Source organism: Sagittula sp. S175 (genome assembly GCF_049800975.1).
In the GTDB taxonomy this organism is placed as follows: Bacteria; Pseudomonadota; Alphaproteobacteria; order Rhodobacterales; family Rhodobacteraceae; genus Sagittula.
Map to the genome: position 1 here is coordinate 179384 of NZ_JBNAGB010000004.1, position 20380 is coordinate 199763.

At 64.8% G+C, this 20380-nt stretch carries 22 protein-coding genes; 12 read left to right on the plus strand and 10 right to left on the minus strand.

Going from position 1 to position 20380, the window contains the following annotated elements; all coding sequences use genetic code 11:
- Positions 1-36: 36 nt before the first annotated feature.
- The 5 genes from ACP16H_RS07280 to ACP16H_RS07300 form a co-directional block, all read right to left on the minus strand.
- Positions 37-1206 (minus strand): geranylgeranyl reductase family protein, encoded by a 1170-nt coding sequence (locus ACP16H_RS07280; RefSeq protein ID WP_425071604.1) that lies wholly within the window; start codon positions 1204-1206, stop codon positions 37-39.
- Complete coding sequence (locus ACP16H_RS07285) at positions 1203-1751, minus strand: L,D-transpeptidase (RefSeq protein ID WP_425071605.1); 549 nt, start codon at positions 1749-1751, stop codon at positions 1203-1205. The genes ACP16H_RS07280 and ACP16H_RS07285 overlap by 4 nt, the downstream gene beginning before the upstream one ends.
- 134 nt (positions 1752-1885) lie before the next feature.
- Positions 1886-2560: a MotE family protein gene (locus ACP16H_RS07290; RefSeq protein WP_425071606.1), complete on the minus strand. Its 675-nt coding sequence runs from the start codon at positions 2558-2560 to the stop codon at positions 1886-1888.
- A gap of 9 nt (positions 2561-2569) precedes the next feature.
- Positions 2570-2914 carry a hypothetical protein gene (locus tag ACP16H_RS07295; RefSeq protein ID WP_425071607.1) on the minus strand — a complete coding sequence of 115 codons (345 nt, stop codon included), beginning with the start codon at positions 2912-2914 and terminating at the stop codon, positions 2570-2572.
- A gap of 12 nt (positions 2915-2926) precedes the next feature.
- Positions 2927-3448 carry a flagellar basal body-associated FliL family protein gene (locus ACP16H_RS07300; RefSeq protein ID WP_425071608.1) on the minus strand — a complete coding sequence of 174 codons (522 nt, stop codon included), beginning with the start codon at positions 3446-3448 and terminating at the stop codon, positions 2927-2929.
- A gap of 115 nt (positions 3449-3563) precedes the next feature.
- On the opposite strand from ACP16H_RS07300, the gene fliF reads away from it, so the two are divergent.
- Genes fliF through fliP form a run of 4 tightly spaced genes read left to right on the plus strand, consistent with a single transcriptional unit; the run spans position 3564 to position 6816 of the window.
- Positions 3564-5192, plus strand: coding sequence for a flagellar basal-body MS-ring/collar protein FliF (gene fliF / locus ACP16H_RS07305; RefSeq protein WP_425071609.1), 1629 nt, complete (start codon positions 3564-3566; stop codon positions 5190-5192).
- Positions 5189-5803, plus strand: coding sequence for an ABC transporter ATP-binding protein (locus ACP16H_RS07310; RefSeq protein WP_425071610.1), 615 nt, complete (start codon positions 5189-5191; stop codon positions 5801-5803). Before fliF ends, ACP16H_RS07310 begins: the two co-directional genes overlap by 4 nt.
- Complete coding sequence (locus tag ACP16H_RS07315) at positions 5796-6080, plus strand: FliM/FliN family flagellar motor switch protein (protein ID WP_425071611.1); 285 nt, start codon at positions 5796-5798, stop codon at positions 6078-6080. The genes ACP16H_RS07310 and ACP16H_RS07315 overlap by 8 nt, the downstream gene beginning before the upstream one ends.
- Positions 6081-6084: 4 nt before the next feature.
- Entirely contained in the window at positions 6085-6816 is a 732-nt protein-coding gene (gene fliP, locus ACP16H_RS07320) for a flagellar type III secretion system pore protein FliP (protein ID WP_425071612.1), read from the plus strand.
- Positions 6817-6828: 12 nt separating this feature from the next.
- Here the strand turns inward: fliP and ACP16H_RS07325 are convergent, their stop codons facing one another.
- Complete coding sequence (locus tag ACP16H_RS07325; RefSeq protein WP_425071613.1) at positions 6829-7788, minus strand: aldose epimerase family protein; 960 nt, start codon at positions 7786-7788, stop codon at positions 6829-6831.
- A gap of 64 nt (positions 7789-7852) precedes the next feature.
- On the opposite strand from ACP16H_RS07325, the gene ACP16H_RS07330 reads away from it, so the two are divergent.
- A complete protein-coding gene (locus tag ACP16H_RS07330; protein ID WP_425071614.1) occupies positions 7853-9082 on the plus strand; it encodes a CynX/NimT family MFS transporter in 1230 nt (409 codons plus the stop codon).
- 3 nt (positions 9083-9085) lie between these two features.
- On the opposite strand, the gene ACP16H_RS07335 is transcribed toward ACP16H_RS07330, so the two are convergent.
- Both ACP16H_RS07335 and ACP16H_RS07340 read right to left on the minus strand, forming a co-directional pair.
- Entirely contained in the window at positions 9086-10015 is a 930-nt protein-coding gene (locus tag ACP16H_RS07335; protein WP_425071615.1) for a rhodanese-related sulfurtransferase, read from the minus strand.
- 36 nt (positions 10016-10051) lie between these two features.
- Complete coding sequence (locus ACP16H_RS07340; protein WP_425071616.1) at positions 10052-11269, minus strand: Hsp70 family protein; 1218 nt, start codon at positions 11267-11269, stop codon at positions 10052-10054.
- 102 nt (positions 11270-11371) lie between these two features.
- On the opposite strand from ACP16H_RS07340, the gene pncA reads away from it, so the two are divergent.
- The 6 genes from pncA (at position 11372) to ACP16H_RS07370 (ending at position 18016) form a co-directional block, all read left to right on the plus strand.
- The gene (gene pncA / locus ACP16H_RS07345; protein WP_425071617.1) at positions 11372-11965 is read left to right on the plus strand and encodes a bifunctional nicotinamidase/pyrazinamidase; all 594 of its coding nucleotides are present in this window, start codon (positions 11372-11374) and stop codon (positions 11963-11965) included.
- A gap of 94 nt (positions 11966-12059) precedes the next feature.
- Positions 12060-14018 carry a response regulator gene (locus ACP16H_RS07350; RefSeq protein WP_425071618.1) on the plus strand — a complete coding sequence of 653 codons (1959 nt, stop codon included), beginning with the start codon at positions 12060-12062 and terminating at the stop codon, positions 14016-14018.
- Positions 13955-15244, plus strand: a complete 1290-nt coding sequence (gene pncB, locus ACP16H_RS07355; protein WP_425071619.1) for a nicotinate phosphoribosyltransferase — start codon at positions 13955-13957, stop codon at positions 15242-15244. Before ACP16H_RS07350 ends, pncB begins: the two co-directional genes overlap by 64 nt.
- A 111-nt stretch (positions 15245-15355) precedes the next feature.
- Positions 15356-16441 carry a histidinol-phosphate transaminase gene (gene hisC / locus ACP16H_RS07360; protein ID WP_425071620.1) on the plus strand — a complete coding sequence of 362 codons (1086 nt, stop codon included), beginning with the start codon at positions 15356-15358 and terminating at the stop codon, positions 16439-16441.
- Positions 16442-16443: 2 nt separating this feature from the next.
- Positions 16444-17349: a prephenate/arogenate dehydrogenase family protein gene (locus ACP16H_RS07365; protein WP_425071713.1), complete on the plus strand. Its 906-nt coding sequence runs from the start codon at positions 16444-16446 to the stop codon at positions 17347-17349.
- Positions 17350-17374: 25 nt separating this feature from the next.
- The gene (locus tag ACP16H_RS07370; protein ID WP_425071621.1) at positions 17375-18016 is read left to right on the plus strand and encodes an extensin family protein; all 642 of its coding nucleotides are present in this window, start codon (positions 17375-17377) and stop codon (positions 18014-18016) included.
- Between the two features lie 4 nt (positions 18017-18020).
- On the opposite strand, the gene ACP16H_RS07375 is transcribed toward ACP16H_RS07370, so the two are convergent.
- Positions 18021-18944 carry a sterol desaturase family protein gene (locus tag ACP16H_RS07375; RefSeq protein ID WP_425071622.1) on the minus strand — a complete coding sequence of 308 codons (924 nt, stop codon included), beginning with the start codon at positions 18942-18944 and terminating at the stop codon, positions 18021-18023.
- Positions 18934-19344 (minus strand): hypothetical protein, encoded by a 411-nt coding sequence (locus ACP16H_RS07380; RefSeq protein WP_425071623.1) that lies wholly within the window; start codon positions 19342-19344, stop codon positions 18934-18936. The genes ACP16H_RS07375 and ACP16H_RS07380 overlap by 11 nt, the downstream gene beginning before the upstream one ends.
- A gap of 349 nt (positions 19345-19693) precedes the next feature.
- On the opposite strand from ACP16H_RS07380, the gene ACP16H_RS07385 reads away from it, so the two are divergent.
- Entirely contained in the window at positions 19694-20236 is a 543-nt protein-coding gene (locus ACP16H_RS07385; protein WP_425071624.1) for a hypothetical protein, read from the plus strand.
- The last annotated feature ends 144 nt before the right edge of the window (positions 20237-20380 follow it).

The window sequence follows — 20380 nt, forward strand, 5'->3', positions numbered from 1 at the left end:
CAATTTAGGGGCGATTTGCCGGTCAAAGGGCTTCGCCTACCGTCCTCGCAGCGCGCGCCAGACAAAGCTGGGAAGGCGCAGGGCCATGCCCTTCATGATGGCATCGTATTCGGTCTGACCCGCAAGTAGCCGTAAATACTCGCGTTTCAGCGTTCTGGAGCGTTTGAAGCTGCGGATGAAGGTTGGTCGCAGAGCCTCTCGGAACATGACATGGCGCAACAGCCGGGCTTGTTTCAAACCTGAATGAATTGGGCGCAGCGCCGCCGTATAGCGCGATAGTGCCGTGTCCGGGTTCTGAGCATGCAGGGCCTCGACCACGGCCAGCGCGGCCAACTCGCCGCTGTGCAGCGCATGGGCGATGCCTTCGCCGGTGATCGGATCGACCAGCCCGGCGGCATCGCCGGCCAGCAGGACGCGTCCTTTGCCCGGGGTCTCGCGGAAACCGCCGAAGGGCAGGAATTGTCCCTTGATCTTAAGCTCTTCCGTGACGCCAAGCGTGCGTAGATACCCTGCGAGGGACGCTTTCATGTCGGCATTGCGGCGCATCACGCCGCCGACACCGATCGTCGTTCCGCAGGTCTTGGGGAACTGCCAGCCATAGCCCCAGTCGGCAGCCCCGAAGTCGATACGCAAGGGCACGTTCGATGCGTCCCCAGGCCGCTCGACCTCCAGCGCGAAGCCGATCTGGTCGCGGTCAAAAGCCTCTCCAAACAACAGCTTGGCGGTCGGACTGCTGACACCATCCGCCGCCACGATCAGCGGCGCGGTCAAGCGCAGTCCGGGGAGATCAAGGGCAGGGCTATCAGGGTCCAGTGTGCCCGGCTGACCTGTGAAGTCCTCGGCCCCCGCCGAAATGGCCTGCTGGAGCAACCAGGCATCCAGATCCCGCCGCATGGCGAGGTGAATCGGCGGAGAGTCACTGCCGGTATCGAGGTTCTCACCAAAGGCATGGAATTCGAAATTGTCGCGTCTTTCAAACGGGATGTCGGGCAGTGGCTTGCCAAAAATCCGGTCGTGATGCCCGATCGCACGTCCCGTCAGACCGCCACCGCACAGTTTGTCCCGGGGAAAACGCTTCTTGTCGACGAGCGCAGTCTTCAGACCATTTTTCGCAGCGGTCCGCGCACAAGCGGCGCCAGCTGGGCCGGCGCCGATCACGATGAGGTCGAAAGAGCGGGTCGCGCCGCCGGAATCCGTGGGAGTCACAGGACGGTGACTTTGGTCCCGACCGGCACGCGCGGATACAGGTCCATGACGTGCTCGTTAATCATTCGTACGCAGCCATTGGACACCGAACGACCGATGGATTCCGGAGCGGTGGTGCCGTGGATGGCGTTGAAAGTGTAACGACCGTCACGGTACAGGTACAGCGCGCGCGCGCCTAGAGGGTTACCCGGACCGCCCGGCTGCACGTAATCGTTGTCCTTGAACTTGCCGTAGTGGCCGGGATCACGCTCGATCATCGCATCGGTCGGACGCCAGGTCGGCCATTCCTTCTTGCCACCTACGTAAAATTCGCCGGAAATTGCCTGACCAGCCTTGCCGAACCCAACGCCGTAACGCATCGCCGAGCCGGGCTGGTCGATGTAATACAGGAAATGCGCGCGCGGCAGGATCAGGATCTGACCCGGCGCGCTGGCAGCCGACATGGCGACACGCTGCGGTTTGAAGATCGGATCGACCTCGAAAGCCAAAGCGGGCGTGGCCAGCGTCGTGGCAGCGGCGGCGAGGAAGGTACGACGATTCATCATGGCAGCACTCATTTCTAGGTAGACCCCCGTGATGTGGCCAAAAGGGCGACGAAAATCAATCCCGGGTTCGGGAAGACAGGGGTCACGATGGTGTGGGGGGAGGTTGGCCTGTGGCTCAATGGCCACAGCTTGGATCACTCCTTTGGCACCTCGGCGTTGCGTCCGGCGAGAATGACGCTGATCAGATACGCCTTCTCCGGCTGCATGCCGGCGAGGATCGAGGCGGCCGAATCGGGTTTCATGCGCGCCATGAAGCCGGCAGCGAACTGCGGGTCCATCTGTTCGAACACCTGCGCGGCCTGCTTTGGCTTCATCTTGGCATAGACGTCGGTCAGCTTGGCCAGATCATTCTCGGCGGCAGAGCTGGCAAGGGCCAGCGTTTCGCGCAGGCGCGCCTCTGCCGCCTCCATCGCTGTCATTTTGCGCTCGATTTCCTGTTCGGCGAGCGAAAGCGCCTGCATCCGGATATTCATGTCCTCTTCGCGCTTGTTGATACGCGCCTCGCGGGCCTTCAGCGCCTCGATCAGGGGCAGGATGTCAGCATCGGTCATGGCGGGCGGCGCGTCTGCGGCGTGCTGTTCGCCATGTCCGGTGTCATGCCCGGTATCGGCCGTTACATGCCCGGCAGAAGGGTCTTCGCGCGCGAAAGCACGATCTGCGCCGATTCCCACGCGAATCAGCGCCGAGGCCACCAACAGCGCGCCGATTGCAGCCAACGCGCCACGCGGCCGCTTGCGGGTCTTGGGAGACGGTTTGGCCGCCGGCGTTGCCTTGGGCGCGGTCTTATCCTTTTTGAGCATTTTCAGCATGATACGACCTCAGTTTCGAGAGTGGCGGACAAAGACGGGTTCAGCGGCCTCGGCTTTTGGCTGCGGCTTCTGGGGGAGGTCGTGCATCGAGGCGACCAGCAGTTCCAGGCGTCGGGCCACGTCCTCGGCCCGGTCTGTCAACTCTTGCAGGGATTTCGTGGAATCACCGGCGCTGTCCTGTGCGGCCGTAAGCGTGCGCGTCAGGTCGTCCACCTGGGCCGACAGAACGGCAACAGCCCCGCCGACACCGTTTTCCAGGTCGGTGAATTTCGTCAGCCGCCGGGCAAGCACGTAGCAATAGAACCCCGCGCCCAGCGCCCCGGCCACCAACAGGATATCCGCAATCATTTCCATGAGAATTCTTCCTCAGTTCAACACGAATTCGAGGACAAGCAGGTCGCGGACCCTGTCCTCCCCGGCCACCAGCCGGATACGCCGCAACATCTGGCCGCGCAGTTTGATCAAAGCGCCCTGCGCCTCGAGATCGCGGGGCTCCAGGGCGCGCAGGTAGCTGTTCATCACGTCCTGCACGCGCGGCAGGATGCCCTCGACCTCGGCCGCGTATTGCTGCGGGACCTCGAGGCTGGCGCGAAACCGGAGGTGCTGCGAATGCGAATTCGGGCCGAGGGAGACGACGACCTGCGGCACCTCGATGAATGACACCTTGGGCAGGGCGATATTGTCGACCTGCTCTTCTTCCGAGGCATGGGCATCCTCGGCGGGCGCCTCGGCATGGGCGTCGACGCCGCCCCCGCCCAGAAGACCAGACTGCACCGCAAAGAATCCACCGCCCCCGCCCGCCAGGGCCAGGACGACGCCAATGATCATCGGCAGCTTGGAAGGCTTCTTTTCTTCGACTTCACTGTCGTCGACCGTCGCATCCGACATGCAGAACCTCTTTTTCGCTCTGACATCGTTATAGGCGCAAAGGGGCTAACTGATTGTTAAGTCGAATGGGTCAAAACTCTGGACAACCGAACAGAAGGTTTGGACGGAGGTTGGTTTGAGCCAGATCCTAAACAGCTGGGGCGCCCTTGGTGGACGTCAGAGAATGGTGGTCCTCGGGGCCACGGTGGCCATGGTGCTTGCGGTCTGGGGGCTTGCCAGACTGGCGTCGGCTCCGAATTACGCATTGCTCTACGCGGGGCTGGAAAACGGCGCCGCAGGCGATGTCGTCACGGCGCTGGAACAGCGCGGCGTGCAGTTCGACGTGCGCGGCGGGTCGATTTTCGTTCCCGAATCGGAACGGGACGCCCTTCGGCTGACCCTCGCATCGGAAGGGCTGCCCGCCACCGACGGCAAGGGGTACGAGCTGCTGGACGGGCTGTCGGGCTTTGGCACCACCTCCCAGATGTTCGACGCCGCCTATTGGCGCGCGAAAGAAGGTGAACTGGCGCGCACCATCGTCGCCAATCCGCAGATTGCCACGGCGCGCGTGCATATCGCCAATACGACTGCGAATCCCTTTCAAAGGGACGTGAAACCGACGGCGTCGATCTCTGTCACCACCACCGGCGGTACTTTGTCGATGCAACAGGCGCGGGCGCTGAAGTATCTCGTGGCCTCGGCGGTGCCGGGGATGGAGCCGGAGAATGTCGCGGTGATTGACGGCAAGGGCGGGCTGATCGGCGCGGATTCCGAGACCGGTGCCGGGCCGACCGCCGACGACAAGGCGGTTCTGCTGCGCGACCGTGTGCAGCGGCTGATGGAGGCGCGCGTCGGCAATGGCAATGCGGTGGTCGAGGTCAGCGTAGATACCGTCACCGAATCGGAACTGATCCGGCAGCGCAGCTTTGATCCCGAGGGCCGTGTCGTGATCTCGACCGATACCGAAGAGACCTCGGACACCTCGCAGAATCAGGGCGGTGGCAATGTCACGGTGGCCTCCAACCTGCCGGACGGCAATGCGGGCGGCGGCAGCGAAAGCAGCTCGAGCCAGGCGAACGAGACGCGCGAGCGGGTGAATTACGAAGTGTCGGAGACGACGCGCGAGATCACCAAGGTGCCCGGCGCGATCAAGCGGCTGACCGTCGCTGTCTTGGTGAATGGAACCTACGAGGACGACGGCAACGGCAACCAGACCTTCGTGCCCCTGCCGGATGCCGAACTGGAGGCGCTGCGCGATCTGGTGGCCTCGGCCGTGGGCTTCGACGAGGCGCGTGGCGATCAGATCACCCTGCGCTCGCTGGCCTTTGAACGCCCCGAGGGCCTGGGAACGGGACCGATCGAACCGGGCCTGCTGGTGGGCAGCATCGACACGATGCGCGTGATCCAGATGGGCGTACTGGCCGCCGTGGCCCTGATCCTTGGATTGTTCGTGGTCCGGCCCGTTCTGGCGAAGGGCGACACCGCCATCGCGGGTCCCGCCGGTGCCTTGCCTGCGCCCGGTGGCATGGCCTCTGCCGATGCCGGCCCCGCGCTGAACGGCGAGATCGAGCCACTCGGCGGCTTTGGCGACCTGCCCATGATGGGCGACGGGCCGGATTTCAGCGGCATGGGCATGATGGACTTCGACGGAGGCGGGGACGAGGACCCGGTGGACCGGCTGCGCAACCTGATCCAGGAGCGCAAGACAGAGACCGTCGAAGTGCTGCGCACCTGGCTTGAAGAGGACAAGGAGCGTGCAGGTTGAGCGCTTTACAGGACCTTCTCGAGGACTTTGGCTCGCAGGAGAGCCAAGCGAAGGCGACGCGCGTCGCAGGCCCCTCGATCAGCGAATCCGAGCTTGAGGGGCAGAAGCTCGAGGCCTTCGAAAAGGGCTATCGCGCCGGTTGGGATGACGCGGTGAAGGCGCACTCCGATGACCGCAGCCATATCTCGAGCACTTTCGGGCAGCATTTGCAGGACCTTGGGTTCACCTATCACGAGGCCTACGGCAACGTGATGAATGCGGTCACGCCGCTGCTGGCCGAGATGGTGCGCGCGCTCTTGCCGGAACTGGCGCGCGCGACGCTGGGTCATCACATCGCGGAGCAGCTGGAAAAGCTGAGCGCCGAGATCGGGCAGGTCGAGGTGGAGATTGCCGTCGCCCCCGGCAAGATTGCCGCGATCGAGCCGTTGCTGGACGGCGACTACGGTTTCCCGGTGCGGGTGGTCGGCGACGATACGCTGGCCGAAGAGCAGGCCGACATCCGTTTTGGCAGCCACGAGCGGCAGATCGATCTGGGCGACCTCATCGCCTCGGTGACCGATGCGGTCGAGGGATTCGCGCACGACAATCAAAGGAAGATGACCCATGGATAACCCGACAGCCGGGCTGGCAACGGGCAACACGCCCTTTACCTCGGTCCCGATCGAGATCACCGTTTCGGTCGGCAAGGCCCGTCCGCTGGTGCGCGAGCTTCTGCAACTGAACGAGGGGTCGGTCCTGACGCTGGACAAGCAGCTGGACGACCCGGTCGAGCTGTATGTCGGCGAAAAGCTGATCGGCATCGGCGTGCTCGAGGTCGTCGAGGGCGACGGGCAGGGCCAGCTGGCGGTGCGCCTGACCGAAGTGGTCGACCTGCAAAGCCCGAGTTGACGTGATGCGGTGGGGGGTCATCCTGACGGCTGTGGTTCTGGCAATGACGCTGGCGTTGCCGGCCCAGGCGCAGTCCATTGCCATCGACATCGGCGAGGGCGGGTCGGTCACGGCCACCTCGGTGCAGTTGATCGCGCTCATCACCTTGCTGAGCCTCGCGCCGGGCATCGGCATCATGATCACCTGTTTTCCCTTCATGGTGACGGTGCTGGCGATCCTGCGGCAGGCGGTCGGCCTTCAGCAGTCGCCGCCGAACATGCTGATCGTCAGCCTTGCGCTGTTCCTGACGTACTTCGTGATGGAGCCGGTGTTTACCGAGGCCTATGACAACGGGATCGAGCCTCTGATCGCCGAACAGATCGACATCGAGGAGGCGGCAACCCGCGCCATAGCGCCGTTCAGGACCTTCATGGCCGGGCGGACGGAGGCCAAGACATTCGCCGCCATGGCCGACCTGCGCCCCGACGCCAAGGGGACAGCCCTGTCGGAGGACGCGCCGCTGTCGGTGCTGATCCCCAGTTTCATGCTGTCCGAAGTGGCGCGCGCCTTTCAGGTCGGTTTCCTGATCTTCCTGCCGTTCCTCATCATCGACCTGGTGGTGGCGGCGGTGCTCATGTCCATGGGTATGATGATGGTGCCACCGGCCATCGTGTCCCTGCCGTTCAAGCTGGCGTTCTTTGTCGTGGCAGACGGATGGAGCCTGTTGGCGGGGAGCCTGGTGCGTGGGTACTTTTAGCGTAGGTCGGGGTTAACCCCGACTCGCCTCCGGGGCGATCTCGACGGTCGTGACCTGACGATAGGGCCGGTCCGGTGCGCAGAACACCGGGGGAAACGCCGGGGTGTTTACCGCGTTCGGGAATCCCTGCGCCTCTAGGCAGATCCCGGCAAAGGGACCGTGAACCACATCGGCGAAGGGCGTCCCGGCGGGGGCGAGGTTCCCCGACGTATAGACCTGCAACCCCGGCTGATCGGTCCAGAGCCTCAGGCGCATCCCATTCGCCATGACCTCGGCCTGCGGACCCTCACCCGCTAGCGCGAAGTTCAGGTCGTAGCCCTCGCCCTCGGGGTCAGCCTCGGCAATCGTCCGCGCCGCGCGGAAGTCGTAGCGTGTGCCGGTGACGTCCAGCAGGTCGCCCGTCGGGATCAGGTCGGGACCGGTGGGCGTGACGTGATCGGCGGCGATGCGCAGGAGGTGGTCGCGCACGTCGCCCTCTCCGGCGATGTTGAAATAGGTGTGCTGGGCCAAGGCAATAGGCGTCTCGCGATCAGGCACGGCGGTCATGTCCCATGTCAGCGCAGCGCCTTCCAGCGTCATCCGCACGGACACCTCGACCCGACCGGGATAGCCCATGTCGCCATCCTCGGAGGTCAGTTCCAGCAGGACAGACCGCTCTCCCTCGGGCGTCATCCGCCAGTTGCGCGTGCCAAAGCCCTGCGGCCCGCCGTGCAGCTGGTTCGTGCCTTCGTTCGGGGTCAGCACGACCTCTTGTCCATCGAGCATGAACCGCGCCCCTGCCACCCGGTTGGCCAGCCGTCCCACCACCGCCCCGAGGTAGCCGGGGTTGGTGCGGTAGTCCTCGACGTTGGACCGTCCCAGCACCACGCGCCGTCCCGCGACGCGCCAGTCCTGCACCGCGCATCCGATGGAGAGCACCGTGATCTCGGTCTGGCCGTCGCGCAGGGTGTGGCTGTGGATGGGATCGGTCATTGCGTGCTCCGTTTCTGTCGTTTTCTGACTATCAGCGCTGACAGCCTGCGCATAGGGTCGTGTCATGACCGAAAGCCCCTTTGACAGTAGATATTCTTGGATACGCCTTGGCCTGACACTGCTGATCGCGGTGATGGGCAACGTCGGCATGTGGTCCATCATCGTGATCCTGCCCGATGTCGCGACCGAGTTCGGCGTCGGGCGGGCCGAGGCCTCCATGCCCTACACGCTGACCATGGTCGGCTTTGCGCTGGGCAACCTGTTCATCGGCCGGGCGGTGGATCGCTTTGGCATAAGGGCGGCGATGACCGGGGCCGGGGTGCTGATCGCGGCGGGCTATGCGCTGGCCTCGCTGGCGCCCTCCATCGCGATCCTCAGCCTCGTGCAACTGGTCATCGGCTTTGGCACGGCGGCGGGGTTCGGTCCGCTGATCGCGGATGTTTCGCTGTGGTTTCAACGCTATCGGGGGATGGCCGTCGCGGTGGCGGCCTCCGGGAACTACCTGTCCGGGGCGTTGTGGCCGCTGATCCTTGGCGTGCTGGCGAAACATTATGCGGGCGATGAGGGCTGGCGCTGGACCTACATGGTGCTGGCGGTGCTGACCGTGGTGCTGCTGCTGCCGCTGGCGCAGGTCTTGCGCCGTCGCGTACCCGCCGAAGCCCTTGCGCAGGCCGAGGCTGTCGCCAACGCGCGCGCCCGCGCTACCGGGTTTTCCGGCAGACAACTGGTGTGGCTGCTGGGGCTGGCTGGGGTTGGGTGCTGCGTCGCCATGTCCATGCCGCAGGTGCATATCGTGGCGCTCTGCGTCGACTACGGGTTCGGAGCCGTTGCCGGGACGCAGATGTTGTCCCTGATGCTGATGGGCGGGGTGGTGTCGCGGCTGGTGTTTGGGCTGCTGTCCGACCGGCTTGGGGGCGTCCGGACGCTGCTGATTGGCTCGGTCCTGCAAGCCCTGGCATTGTTCCTGTACCTGCCAGCCGGAGGATTGGTGAGCCTCTACGTGGTCAGCCTGATTTTCGGCCTCAGCCAAGGCGGGATCGTCCCGGCCTATGCCGTGATTGTGCGGGAATTCCTGCCCGCCCGCGAGGCGGGGCAGCGGGTCGGCTTCGTCATGATGCTGACCATCGTCGGCATGGCGCTGGGCGGCTGGATGTCCGGTGTGATCTATGACGTGACGGGCAGCTACGAATGGGCCTTCATCAACGGGATCGGCTGGAACGCGCTGAACATCGCGATCATGGTGATGATCCTGACGCGCGGACGGCGGGCCGGGCGATTGTCCGTCCCGGCCTGACGGTCAGCGCTCCAGCGGGTGATCGGCCTCGTCGGCGTGCAGGTGACGCTCGCCGCGCTCGTGCGCCAGCGCGATCTGCTTCTGCCGTTCACGGAACCGGGCCTTGTCCTCGTCCGAGGTCTCGTCGGCGCAGAGGTGGCAGGACACGCCGTGTTCGTACTCGGGCCGCGCGCGGTCCTCGGGCAGGATCGGGCGGCGGCAGGCGTGGCACAGCACATGCGGCCCCTCGGTCAGGCCATGGCCGACGCTGACCCGCCCGTCGAAGACGAAACATTCACCCTGCCAGCTGCTGTCCTCGGCGGGCACCTCTTCGAGGTACTTCAGGATGCCGCCCTTGAGGTGGTAGACGTCCTCGACCCCCTGGCCCAACAGGTAGTTGGTGGATTTCTCGCAGCGGATGCCGCCGGTACAGAACATGGCGATGCGCTTGTTGTGAAAGCGGTCCTTGTTCGCCTCCCACCATGCCGGGAACTCGCGGAAGGTGGCCGTTTCCGGGTCCACCGCGCCTTCGAAGGTGCCGATGGCGATTTCGTAATCGTTGCGCGTGTCGATGACCGCCACATCCGGAGAGCGGATCAGCGCGTTCCAGTCCTGCGGGTCGACGTAATGACCGACGCGGGCCTTGGGATCGACGTCGGGCTGACCCATGGTGACGATCTCGCGCTTCAGGCGGACCTTCATGCGGGCAAAGGGGCGTTCGGCGGCGGTCGACAGCTTCCATTCCAGATCGGCACAGCCGGGCAGGGCGCGGATATGCGCCAGAACCGCGTCGATGCCAGCCTTTGGCCCGGCGATCGTGCCGTTGATCCCCTCGGCGGCCAGCAGCAGGGTGCCGGTGACGTGGTTGTCACGGCAGAGGTCCAGCAGCGGCGCTTGCAGCGCGGTGTGGTCCGGAAAGCGGGTGAAGTGATAAAGCGCGCAGACCGTAAACATGACTTCCCAATCCCTTAAATTGTCAGCCGGCAATCGTTATTGTGCAGCGATTGCAAGGCCATGCATGACGGCAGTGAACACTTGCGTGTTAACGGGTTTCGCATCGGGAAGCGACTCTGCCATAGCGTCGCGGACCGACCCCAGCAGCGACGAGCCGCCGACAAAGACCACGTTGTCCACTGTCGCGGGCGCGACCCCTGCCTCGGTCAGGGTGGCCATGGCCTGCCCGGCGATCTGCTGGGCGGACCCGGCGAGGGTGCCGTTCATCGCGGTTTGCAGCAGGTCCACGCCGAGGCCCTTCTCGACCTCGCGCAGGTCGATGCGGCCCATCTCGGCGGCGTTGGCGGCGATCTTCCCGGCCTCGACCGCATAGGCGATGTCGTGGCCAAGGTGGCTTTCGAGCACCTCGGCGAGCCGTTCGAAGGGCTCGGGATCGGGGGCCAGGCGCACCCAGCGCTCCACCTCGCGCAGTTGCGCGGCATCGTAGACGAAGGGGATCTTTTCCCAGCTGGCAAGGTCGTGGAACAGCGCCTTGGGCGCGGCATGGGTGCGGGCGCCCAGCTCCGCGCCGATCTCGGCCCCATAGCCAAAGAGCGGCATGGCGTAGTCCAGCGAAAGCGCCTTGTCGAAGTCGGTGCCGCCAAGGCGCAGGCCAGTGGAATGGATCACGTCCGTCTGCGCACCGTTCCGGTCACATAGGGTAAAGTCCGAGGTGCCGCCGCCGATGTCCACGATCAGCGAGCGGCCCTGTACGTCGGCGGCCAGCGCGGCGGCCTCGGGTTCCGGCAGGAAGTCGACGTGCTTGAACCCGGCCATGAGGTACGCCTCGGTCAGGTCGGCCAGAGCCTGCGCGTCACGCTCGTCCGAGGCGGAGTGAAAGCGCACGGGACGCCCCGACAGCGCGCTGTCAAAGGTCATGTGGGTATGCGCCTCGGCCCGTTCGCGGATTTCCGCCAGGAAGCGGGCGATGATATCGATCAGGGTGACGCGTTCGTTCAGGATGCGGCGCGGTTCACGGGCCAGCGGCGTGCCGAGGATGGATTTCAGCGCCCGCATGAAGCGCCCCTCGGCGCCCTCGCGCATGGCCCGCGCGGCCTGCGTGCCGTAGATGTATTTCTTTGCGGCAAAGTCGATGAAGACGGCGGTGGGCAGGGTTTGCTCACCCGGCTCCAGCGGGATCACGTAAGGCGTGTTGCCCGCCATGACACCGGCGGCGGTGTTCGAAGTGCCGAAATCCAGACCGAGGCGCGCCATGGGAATCCCTTTCTTTGAAGGGGCGCGGCATAGACCCATCCGCCGCATATGGCAATCGTCGCGTCACGCGCTAGGATTGCCGCAGATGCAAAGGAGAATGCCATGCACGCGCTGATCGTGATCGACGTCCAGAACGATTTCTGCCCCGGGGGCGCGCTGGCGGTGCCCGGCGGCGATGAAATCGTGCAGGGGATCAATGCCCTGATGGTGGAATGTGACGCGGTGGTGCTGACGCAGGACTGGCACCCGGCGGGGCATTCGTCCTTTGCCTCGACGCATGAGGGCAAGGGCCCGTACGAGGTCGTCGAGATGCCCTATGGGCCGCAGGTTCTGTGGCCGGATCACTGCATCCAGGGCTCGCCCGGTGCGGCGTTCCACATGGAGCTGGAGGCAGACCGCGCCGACCTGATTATCCGCAAGGGATTCCGGGCCGGGATCGACAGCTACTCGGCGTTTTTCGAAAACGATCACACGACGCCGACCGGGCTGGAGGGTTACTTGCGGACGCGCGGGATTGATCGGCTGACGATGGTGGGGCTGGCGACGGATTTCTGCGTCAACTTCTCGGCGGTGGACGCGGCGCGGCTGGGGTTCCAGGTCGAGGTGCACGAACAACTGTGCCGTGCGATTGATCTGGACGGCTCTCTCGCGGCGGCGCGTGCGGGGATGCAGAGTGCTGGCGTCAAACTGGTCTGACCTGACCAATTGACCGGATTTGGTGTCTTTTTTCGGATTTGGGAATTGTTCACACTCCTGACCTAGGGTCACCGCGAGGTCGGGAAGAGCATGAATGCCCACGGGTGAAGAGATCGGGAAATCTGCGGAGGCGCAGTTCGAGGCACGCTATGGCCAGGCTGCGCTGCTACGGCGCTACGCGCGCGCGCGGGTCCGGGAATTCTGGGTGAGACAGGTGGCAACGGCGATCGGCTGCGTCGTTGTATGGCACATCGTCAGCCCCGTCGCCTCGATCTATTGCCTGTGCATCACCCTGCTGGGGGAATCCTTTGACGCCTGGTGCCTGCGTATCGCCGTCCGGCGGCTGGACGCGGGCAGTGCCCTGCGGCCGATGCAGCGGTTCACGGCCTTCTCCGCCGGTGTGCAATCGGCGACCATCGGGGCCTGCGTGCTGCCGGTCATGATGCTGTCCACAACGGACGAGGCACCTCTGCTGGCGTTGAGCTTTCTCATGGCGGCGGCGGTGAACGCAGGCTTTGCCATGACGCATCACCGCCTTGCCTCGATCGTCAAACTGGCCGTGCTGGCCACTTGCGTACCGGTCTTCCTGATTGGCGATGCCATTTCGGCTGGGGGTTTTGGCATGCGCCAGCTCATTCACCTGCTCGAGGTGATGATGATGGCCTTCCTGACCTATACCTTCGTGGAATTCGCCGTGCGCAGCTGGCGGCGACGGCTGGCCAATGAGCGGTCCTTGATGGAAAGCGCGGCAGAGCGGGAGGCGACCAACCGTGAACTGGTGAAGGCGCAGCGCAAGGCCGAACAGGCCGCGCAAGCCAAAAGCGCCTTTCTTGCCACCATGAGCCACGAGATCAGGACGCCCCTCAACGCCGTCATCGGCATGAGTGACCTGCTGGGCGCGACTGACCTGAGCGAGGAGGGCAAGGGGTACGTGGATACGATCCGCACGGCCTCGACGTCCTTGCTGGGGATCATCAACGACGTGCTGGATTTCTCGCGGCTGGATGCGGACCAGATGGCCTTTGAGGCGCTGCCGTTCACCCCGTCCGAAAGCATCTCGGCGGCGGCGCGGATGCTGATGCCGCTGGCGCAGGAAAAGGGGTTGCAGCTGGTGCTTGCGGACGACGGATCGCTGCCGCTGCGCGCCTGTGCCGACGAAGGGCGATTGCGGCAGATCCTTGTGAACCTCGTGGGCAATGCCATCAAGTTCACCGATGCGGGCGAGGTCAAGGTGTTCTCGCGCGCGGAACAGATGCCGGATGGCTGGCGGCTGCGGGTTCAGGTGTCGGACACGGGGATCGGCGTGCCGCCTGACCGGGCAGAGGCGATCTTTGAGGTGTTCCAGCAGGCTGACGCCGCCACGACGCGGCGCTTTGGCGGGACAGGGCTGGGCCTGCCGATCAGTCGGGCATTGGCGCGGCGCATGGGGGGCGACATCCGCCTGCTGCAACGGGATCGCCCCGGCGCGACGTTCGAGCTGACGGTCCGACTGGAACGTGCCGCCGTCGAAGCGCCTGCACGAGCCGCCGGTCCGGTGGCGGTGGAGCACGGTATTGCCAAGCCGATCCGCGTCCTGCTGGCCGATGACAACGAGACCAACCGCCTGCTGGTGCAGCAATTCCTGAGGAAGGAGCCGGTGACCCTGTACCAGGCGGTCAATGGGCGCGAGGCCGTGGACCTTGTGCGTCGCCTGCACCCGGACGTGGTGTTGATGGACATGGCCATGCCCGAAGTCGACGGGCTGGAGGCCACGCGGCGCATCCGCGCCATGACCCTGCCGCAGCCGCATATCGTGGCGCTGACCGCCAATGCCTTTGCCTCGGACCGGGCGGCGTGCGAGGAGGCGGGGATGGATGACTTCCTTACGAAACCTATTCGTAAATCAGTGCTTGTTTCCGCGCTGGGCCGGGCCTCCCGTCAGGAGAAAGCCCTTTCAAAACCGGGTGATGATGCCGTATCAGGGTCTGAACGCGCGGAAGGAGGCGGCCCTTGGACATCGCCACGAGAGTCTGGAACCACAAGTGGAAGATCGATCCGATCGTCCGGTCGCTGATCGACACCGACTTTTACAAGCTGCTGATGTGCCAGTCGGTTTTCCGCAATCGGCGCGACACGCAGGTGACCTTCAGCCTCATCAACCGCTCGTCCAACGTGCCCCTGGCAAAGCTGATCGACGAGGGCGAGCTGCGCGAACAGCTGGATCACATCCGGTCCCTGCGCCTGACCCGTGGCGAAAGCACATGGCTGCGCGGCAACACGTTTTACGGCAAGCGCCAGATGTTCCGCCCGGATTTCATGGAGTGGTTCGAGAACCTGCAACTGCCCGCCTACCATCTGGAGCGGGTGGGGGATCAGTACGAGCTGACTTTCGAGGGCAACTGGCCGGAGGTCATGCTGTGGGAAATCCCCGCGCTGGCGGTTCTGATGGAACTGCGCGGGCGCGCCGTGCTGCACGACATGGGCAAGTTCGAGTTGCAGGTGCTGTATGCCCGCGCCGCAACGAAGCTGTGGGAAAAGGTCGAACACCTGCGGCAGGTCCCGGACCTGAAGATCGCCGATTTCGGCACGCGGCGGCGGCACAGTTTCCTGTGGCAGGACTGGTGCGTGCAGGCGATGCTGGAGGGGCTGGGCAAGAACTTTACCGGGACGTCCAACTGTCTGATCGCCAAGAACCGCGATCTGGAGGCCATCGGCACCAATGCGCATGAATTGCCCATGGTCTACGCGGCCCTGGCCGAGGATGACGCCGCGCTGGCGCGTGCGCCTTATGACGTGCTGGCCGACTGGCACGAGGAACACGACGGCAACCTGCGCATCATCCTGCCCGACACCTACGGCACCGAAGGGTTTCTGAAGAACGCCCCCGACTGGCTGGCGGGCTGGACCGGCATCCGTATCGACAGCGGCGACCCGGCAGCCGGGGCCGAGATCGCCATCCGTTGGTGGAAGGACCGCGGAGAGGATCCGACGCAGAAGCTGGTGATCTTCTCGGACGGGCTGGACGAGCAGAAGATCGTCGAGTTGTACCACCAGTTTGCCGGGCGCGTGCGGGTGTCCTTTGGCTGGGGCACGTTGCTGACGAACGACTTCCGCGGGCTGGCCCCGAACGACGGGCTGGCGCCGTTCAGCCTTGTGTGCAAGGCCGTGTCCGCCAATGGCCGCCCCACAGTGAAGCTGTCGGACAACCCCAACAAGGCGATGGGGCCGAAGGACGAGATCGCCCGGTACAAGCGGGTCTTTGGGGTGGGCGAACAGGAAGCGCGCGAGATCGTCGTCTAGGTCTGTCTGTCGTAAATGCTCCACACCCACGGTTGAGGGGTTAACTGCGCCTTCAGTGGGTCTTTTCTTGTCTGTCGTGCGCGGGTAAGCCCAACGCGAAGGAGTACCCCAATGGCCCCCATCGCACCGCAACCCGGAATCATGGAGATCGCCCTGTACGAGGGCGGCAAGTCCAAGGTCGACGGCGTCACCAACGTGGTGAAGCTCAGCTCGAACGAGAACCCGTTCGGCGCAAGCCCGGCGGCGAAGGACGCCGTGGCGCGGTCGGTGCATGAGTTGCATCGCTACCCCTCGACCGACCATGCCGAGCTGCGCGCGGCCATTGCCGAGGTGCACGGGCTGGACGCGGAGCGCATCATCTGCGGCGTGGGATCGGACGAGATCATCCACTTTCTCTGCCAGGCCTATGCCGGGCCGGAGACCGAGGTGCTGTACACGGAGCACGGCTTTGCCATGTACCGCATCAGCGCGCTGGCGGCAGGGGCGACCCCGGTCGAGGTGAAGGAGCGCGACCGCGTGACCTGTGTCGACAACCTGCTGGCGGGCTGTACGGACAAGACGCGGCTGGTGTTCATCGCCAACCCCAACAACCCCACCGGCACGATGATCGGTCTGGCCGAGATCGAGCGTCTGGCCGAAGGCCTGCCGGAGAACTGCCTGCTGGTGCTGGATGGCGCCTACGCGGAATACGTCGAGGGCTATGACGGCGGCGCAAAGCTGGTGGACATGCGCGACAACGTGGTGATGACGCGGACCTTCTCGAAGCTGTATGGCCTTGGCGGGATGCGCGTGGGCTGGGGCTATGCGCCCAAGGCGGTGATCGACGTGCTGAACCGCATTCGCGGGCCGTTCAACCTGTCCAGCACCGCGCTGGCTGCGGCCGAGGCGGCGATCCGCGATACGGCTTGGACCGAGAAGTGCCGCGATGACAACACGCGCCTGCGCACGCTGCTGTCGGAATCTCTGGCCGAGCATGGCGTGCCTTGCGACACCTCGATGGCGAACTTCGTTCTGGCGCGTTTCGGCAGTCAGCAGGAGGCCGAGGACTGCGATTTGTATCTGCAAAAGCAGGGGCTTATTGTGCGCCGGGTGGCAGGGTACAAGCTGCCCAACTGCCTGCGGATCACCGTGGGCGACGAACCCAGCGTGCGCCGCGTCGCCTATTGCATCGGCCAGTTCAAGGCGGGCGACCGGTGACAGTGGTCTACGAAAAGGTCGCGCTGATCGGGCTGGGCCTGATCGCCGGGTCGATGGCCTGGGCGATGAAGCGCGACGGCGTGGCGGCGGAGGTGCGTGGCTATGCGCGCTCCGAGGCGAGCCGCGACATGACGCGGCGGCTGGGGTTCTGTGATGTCGTCTGCGACAGCATGGAAGAGGTGGTGATGGACGCCGACCTCGTGGTGCTGGCGACCCCCGTGGGGGTCATGGGCAAAGTGGCCGAGACCATTGCGCCGCATCTGAAACCGGGGGCGGTTGTGATCGACGTGGGCTCGGTCAAGCGGACGGTGATCGAAGAGGTTGGCCCGCATATTCCCGACGGTGTTCACTTCATCCCCTGTCACCCCATGGCGGGGACGGAACACTCCGGTCCCGACGCGGGCTTTGCCTCGTTGTTCGACAACCGGTGGTGCCTGATCGTGCCGGTGGATGGCACGCCCGAGGGACAGGTCGCCAAGCTGGAGATGTACTGGCAGCGGCTGGGCGCCAAGACCGAGCGCATGGACCCCGAGCATCACGATCTGGTCTGCGCCGTGGTCAGCCATGTGCCACACCTGATCGCCTACACGATGGTGGGCGTGGCCGATGACCTAAGACGCGTGTCCGATCAAGAGGTTATCAAGTTCTCCGCCGCCGGTTTCCGCGATTTCACCCGGATCGCGGCAAGCGATCCGACCATGTGGCGCGACGTTTTCCTGACCAACAAGGAAGCCACGCTGGAGATCCTCGGACGGTTCACCGAGGAGCTTTTTGCGCTGCAACGCGCCATTCGGACGGGGGATGGTGAGCAGCTTCATGCCTATTTCACCCGGACCCGGGCCATTCGGCGTGGCATTCTGGAGGCCGGTCAGGATACGGATAAACCGGACTTTGGCCGCTCTCGCTGAGCGGGCGATCGTAAGGGGTAGAGCCGTGAAGAAACTGATTTTGCTGGGCGCCGTTCTGCTGGTCGCAAGCTGTGGTGGCGTGCGTCAGAAGGCCGAGGACACCATGGCGATGAGCCTCGCCGCGGTGAAGGGACGCTTTGCCGGGCAGGGGGCTGTCTGCGGCGATCCGGCCTTGATCGGCGAGAGCATCGGGCATGTTTCGGGTGACGGCGCCTGCGGCATTCAGGATGCCGTTCTTCTGAAGGCGGTGGACGGCGTGGCGCTGTCGACCCCGGCGACAATCAACTGTGGGACGGCCAAGGCGCTGAAATACTGGGTGAATTCGGCGGCGCGTCCGGCGGTGGGCAACCGGGGCGGCGGCGTGAACGAGCTGAAGGTCGCGGCCTCTTATGCGTGCCGCACGCGCAACCACAAGCGCGGCGCGCGGCTGTCCGAGCATTCCAAGGGCAACGCCATCGACATCGCGGCGATCCGGTTGATGGACGGCAGCGAGCTGGACGTGCTGTCGGATTGGCATTCCAAGGACAAGGGCCCGGTGCTGAAGAAGATGCACAAGGCGGCCTGCGGCACCTTCGGCACGACCCTCGGGCCGGGGTCGGACGGGATGCACGAGAACCATTTCCACTACGACATCGCCAGCTATCGCGGCGGGCCTTACTGCAAGTAAGGCCTTACCCAAGCCCTGGCTTGCCCGCGTCCTGCGGGGTGCGGGCGAGGTGGCTGGCCTTGATCTGGTCCGAGGTCTGGCGCGTGCCGTCATGGCTCCACCCCGGGGGCGCAAAGCAGTACATCAGGCGCTCGCGCCATGTCAGGCCGGGTTGGCGCACGTCGGCCCAGATGCCCTGCCATTCGTGAAAGGCCACGCGCAGCGGGTTGAAGGTGCCGAGATTGTGGACGAGGCCGTAGTCGGGTTTTTCCTCCTCGGGAACGAAGGTGCCGAACATCTTGTCCCAGATGATGAAGACGCCCGCGTAATTGCTGTCCAGGTAACGCGGGTTGCGGCCGTGATGCACGCGGTGGTGCGAGGGCGTGTTCATGACCGCCTCGAACCAGCGGGGCAGCTTGTTGATGGCCTCGGTGTGGATCCAGAACTGGTAGATCAGGTTGATCCCGCCGACGAAGAGCACCAGCGCCGGGTGAAAGCCCAGCAGCACCAGCGGCGCGCGGACGATCATCATGAAGGTGAAGGTCTCGGTCCAGGTTTGGCGCAGCGCGGTGGTCAGGTTGTAATGCTGGCTGGAGTGGTGGTTGACGTGGCTCGCCCAGACCCAGCGGATGCGGTGGCCAAAGCGGTGCACCCAGTAGTAGCGCAGGTCATCCAAGACAAAGCACAGGAGGATGACGGGGAGCGAGGTGCCGAGGTCGAACGGGGTGATTTCCCACAAGAGGATAAAGAACCCCCAAGCGAGGAAGCCCAGCAGGATGCCCGACGCCACGCTTCCCGCCCCCATGATGAGCGAGGTCACCGCGTCGCGGGTTTCATAGCGGCCGCCGCGCCCGGTGATGCGGATCCAGAGGATCTCGGCCAGGATGGCGGCGATGAACAGGGGGACGGCCAGTTGCACCACGTCCGGGAATGTCAGGTCATCGGGCATGGGCTGGCTCCTTGTTGGCCTGGATGACGCGCGTCCAGGCCGTGGTTTCGTCCTGCGTCAGGACAAGGCGCAGGCCTGGCGCAGTCGGATCGGGCAGGGTCAGGTCGAGGCCCGTGGCGGTGGGCTTTGCGCGGGCGCCCCGCAGCAGGCGGGCGGTGCTGTCGGAGCCCATGGGCCAGACGAGGCCGGGGCCTTCGGGCGTCATGACCAACGCGGCGGCGCGCTTGCGGGTCAGGGTGACGGTGCCGGCGGGCAGCTCGGGGAACTCGCGCGCCCAGGCGGCGCGGGCCTCGTCCTCGGTGTCGAAGCGTTTCGGCGTGGACAGGCCACTGCGATGGACCAGCGCCACGATGGCCGCGATCCCTCCGACGACCAGCAGTATGAGCCAGTGCAGCGGCATGGTGTCCTCCCTGTCGATGACTGTGGCGGGGCGCGGGCGCGCTGTCAAAAGAGGCGTTGCGTCAGGGGGAAGGGGAATGTGGCGAAGGTCGCCACATTTCGTCGGATTTTGCCTGAAACCGAATCGCGCGGGGCGGCTGCGGGGCGGTTTGCGCATTGATTCGGGCGGTTTTGGGCGGAATTGCGGCGGAGATTGCCGCCTTGATTGGAAACGGTTTTTCGCAATGATCGGAGACTGTTGGCAACATGCAGGCCAATAGGGCGATTGTGGCATGAAGTCGTTGCGCGCCGCCCCGATTTCGCCCAAATCTGTCCTTGTCGGTGGGGGCCGACGACAAGGAAACGCTGACATGCGCGCAATTTTCGCAGCCCTCGCCCTGGTTTTCATGGCATCGCTCGCACAGGCTGACATTGCCTGGAAAGTTGACCGCATGGGTGCAGGCTCGATGCTGGTGATGAAGGACCGCGCAGGCGCCCTGACCCACATCAAGCGCGGCACCGAAGGCGCCCTCCATGTCTTTGACGTCTATGCGGGACAAGGCGCGCGGGCTCAGTTCGCCGGCAGCTACAAGACGAACGCCAAGGGGGACGTGGTGGAAACCATCGCCTTCGATGGGGCCGTGACGCGTTTTGTCCCGCATCGCTGCAATCGCACGGTCGGGGAATGCAAGTTCACCATGGTGCATCCGGACGGCTTCCATGAGCCGCGCGTGCGGGTGACTCATGCCATCCGCGGCGGGCTGGAGTACCGCGAATACGGCCTCGACGGACTGATGACCGAAGGCCAGATGATGGTGGACAAGGACGGCACCGCCAAGGACGGCTGGCAGCGCGACGACAAGAAAGACGAACAGAAACAGCGTACGAAGCGTGTCCTTCTGGCCTTGAAATAACCAATTACCCTAAGGGGCGAGCGATCTCTCTCCGCTCAACCCGACCTGCTCTCTCTCTCTCTCTCTCTCTCTCTCTCTCTCTCCGAGAGCATGACGCCCGCCCGGTCTCTCTCCCGGGCGGGTGTTGTCGTTTTCAGCGGGCGA

Bases quoted from the DNA above. Each gene is read 5' to 3' on its own strand.
- ACP16H_RS07285 (WP_425071605.1), bottom strand. From the start codon at position 1,751: ATGATGAATCGTCGTACCTTCCTCGCCGCCGCTGCCACGACGCTGGCC.
- ACP16H_RS07290 (WP_425071606.1), bottom strand. From the start codon at position 2,560: ATGCTGAAAATGCTCAAAAAGGATAAGACCGCGCCCAAGGCAACGCCG.
- ACP16H_RS07295 (WP_425071607.1), bottom strand. From the start codon at position 2,914: ATGGAAATGATTGCGGATATCCTGTTGGTGGCCGGGGCGCTGGGCGCG.
- ACP16H_RS07300 (WP_425071608.1), bottom strand. From the start codon at position 3,448: ATGTCGGATGCGACGGTCGACGACAGTGAAGTCGAAGAAAAGAAGCCT.
- ACP16H_RS07315 (WP_425071611.1), top strand. From the start codon at position 5,796: ATGGATAACCCGACAGCCGGGCTGGCAACGGGCAACACGCCCTTTACC.
- fliP (WP_425071612.1), top strand. From the start codon at position 6,085: ATGCGGTGGGGGGTCATCCTGACGGCTGTGGTTCTGGCAATGACGCTG.
- ACP16H_RS07325 (WP_425071613.1), bottom strand. From the start codon at position 7,788: ATGACCGATCCCATCCACAGCCACACCCTGCGCGACGGCCAGACCGAG.
- ACP16H_RS07330 (WP_425071614.1), top strand. From the start codon at position 7,853: ATGACCGAAAGCCCCTTTGACAGTAGATATTCTTGGATACGCCTTGGC.
- ACP16H_RS07335 (WP_425071615.1), bottom strand. From the start codon at position 10,015: ATGTTTACGGTCTGCGCGCTTTATCACTTCACCCGCTTTCCGGACCAC.
- ACP16H_RS07340 (WP_425071616.1), bottom strand. From the start codon at position 11,269: ATGGCGCGCCTCGGTCTGGATTTCGGCACTTCGAACACCGCCGCCGGT.
- pncA (WP_425071617.1), top strand. From the start codon at position 11,372: ATGCACGCGCTGATCGTGATCGACGTCCAGAACGATTTCTGCCCCGGG.
- ACP16H_RS07350 (WP_425071618.1), top strand. From the start codon at position 12,060: ATGCCCACGGGTGAAGAGATCGGGAAATCTGCGGAGGCGCAGTTCGAG.
- hisC (WP_425071620.1), top strand. From the start codon at position 15,356: ATGGCCCCCATCGCACCGCAACCCGGAATCATGGAGATCGCCCTGTAC.
- ACP16H_RS07375 (WP_425071622.1), bottom strand. From the start codon at position 18,944: ATGCCCGATGACCTGACATTCCCGGACGTGGTGCAACTGGCCGTCCCC.
- ACP16H_RS07380 (WP_425071623.1), bottom strand. From the start codon at position 19,344: ATGCCGCTGCACTGGCTCATACTGCTGGTCGTCGGAGGGATCGCGGCC.
- ACP16H_RS07385 (WP_425071624.1), top strand. From the start codon at position 19,694: ATGCGCGCAATTTTCGCAGCCCTCGCCCTGGTTTTCATGGCATCGCTC.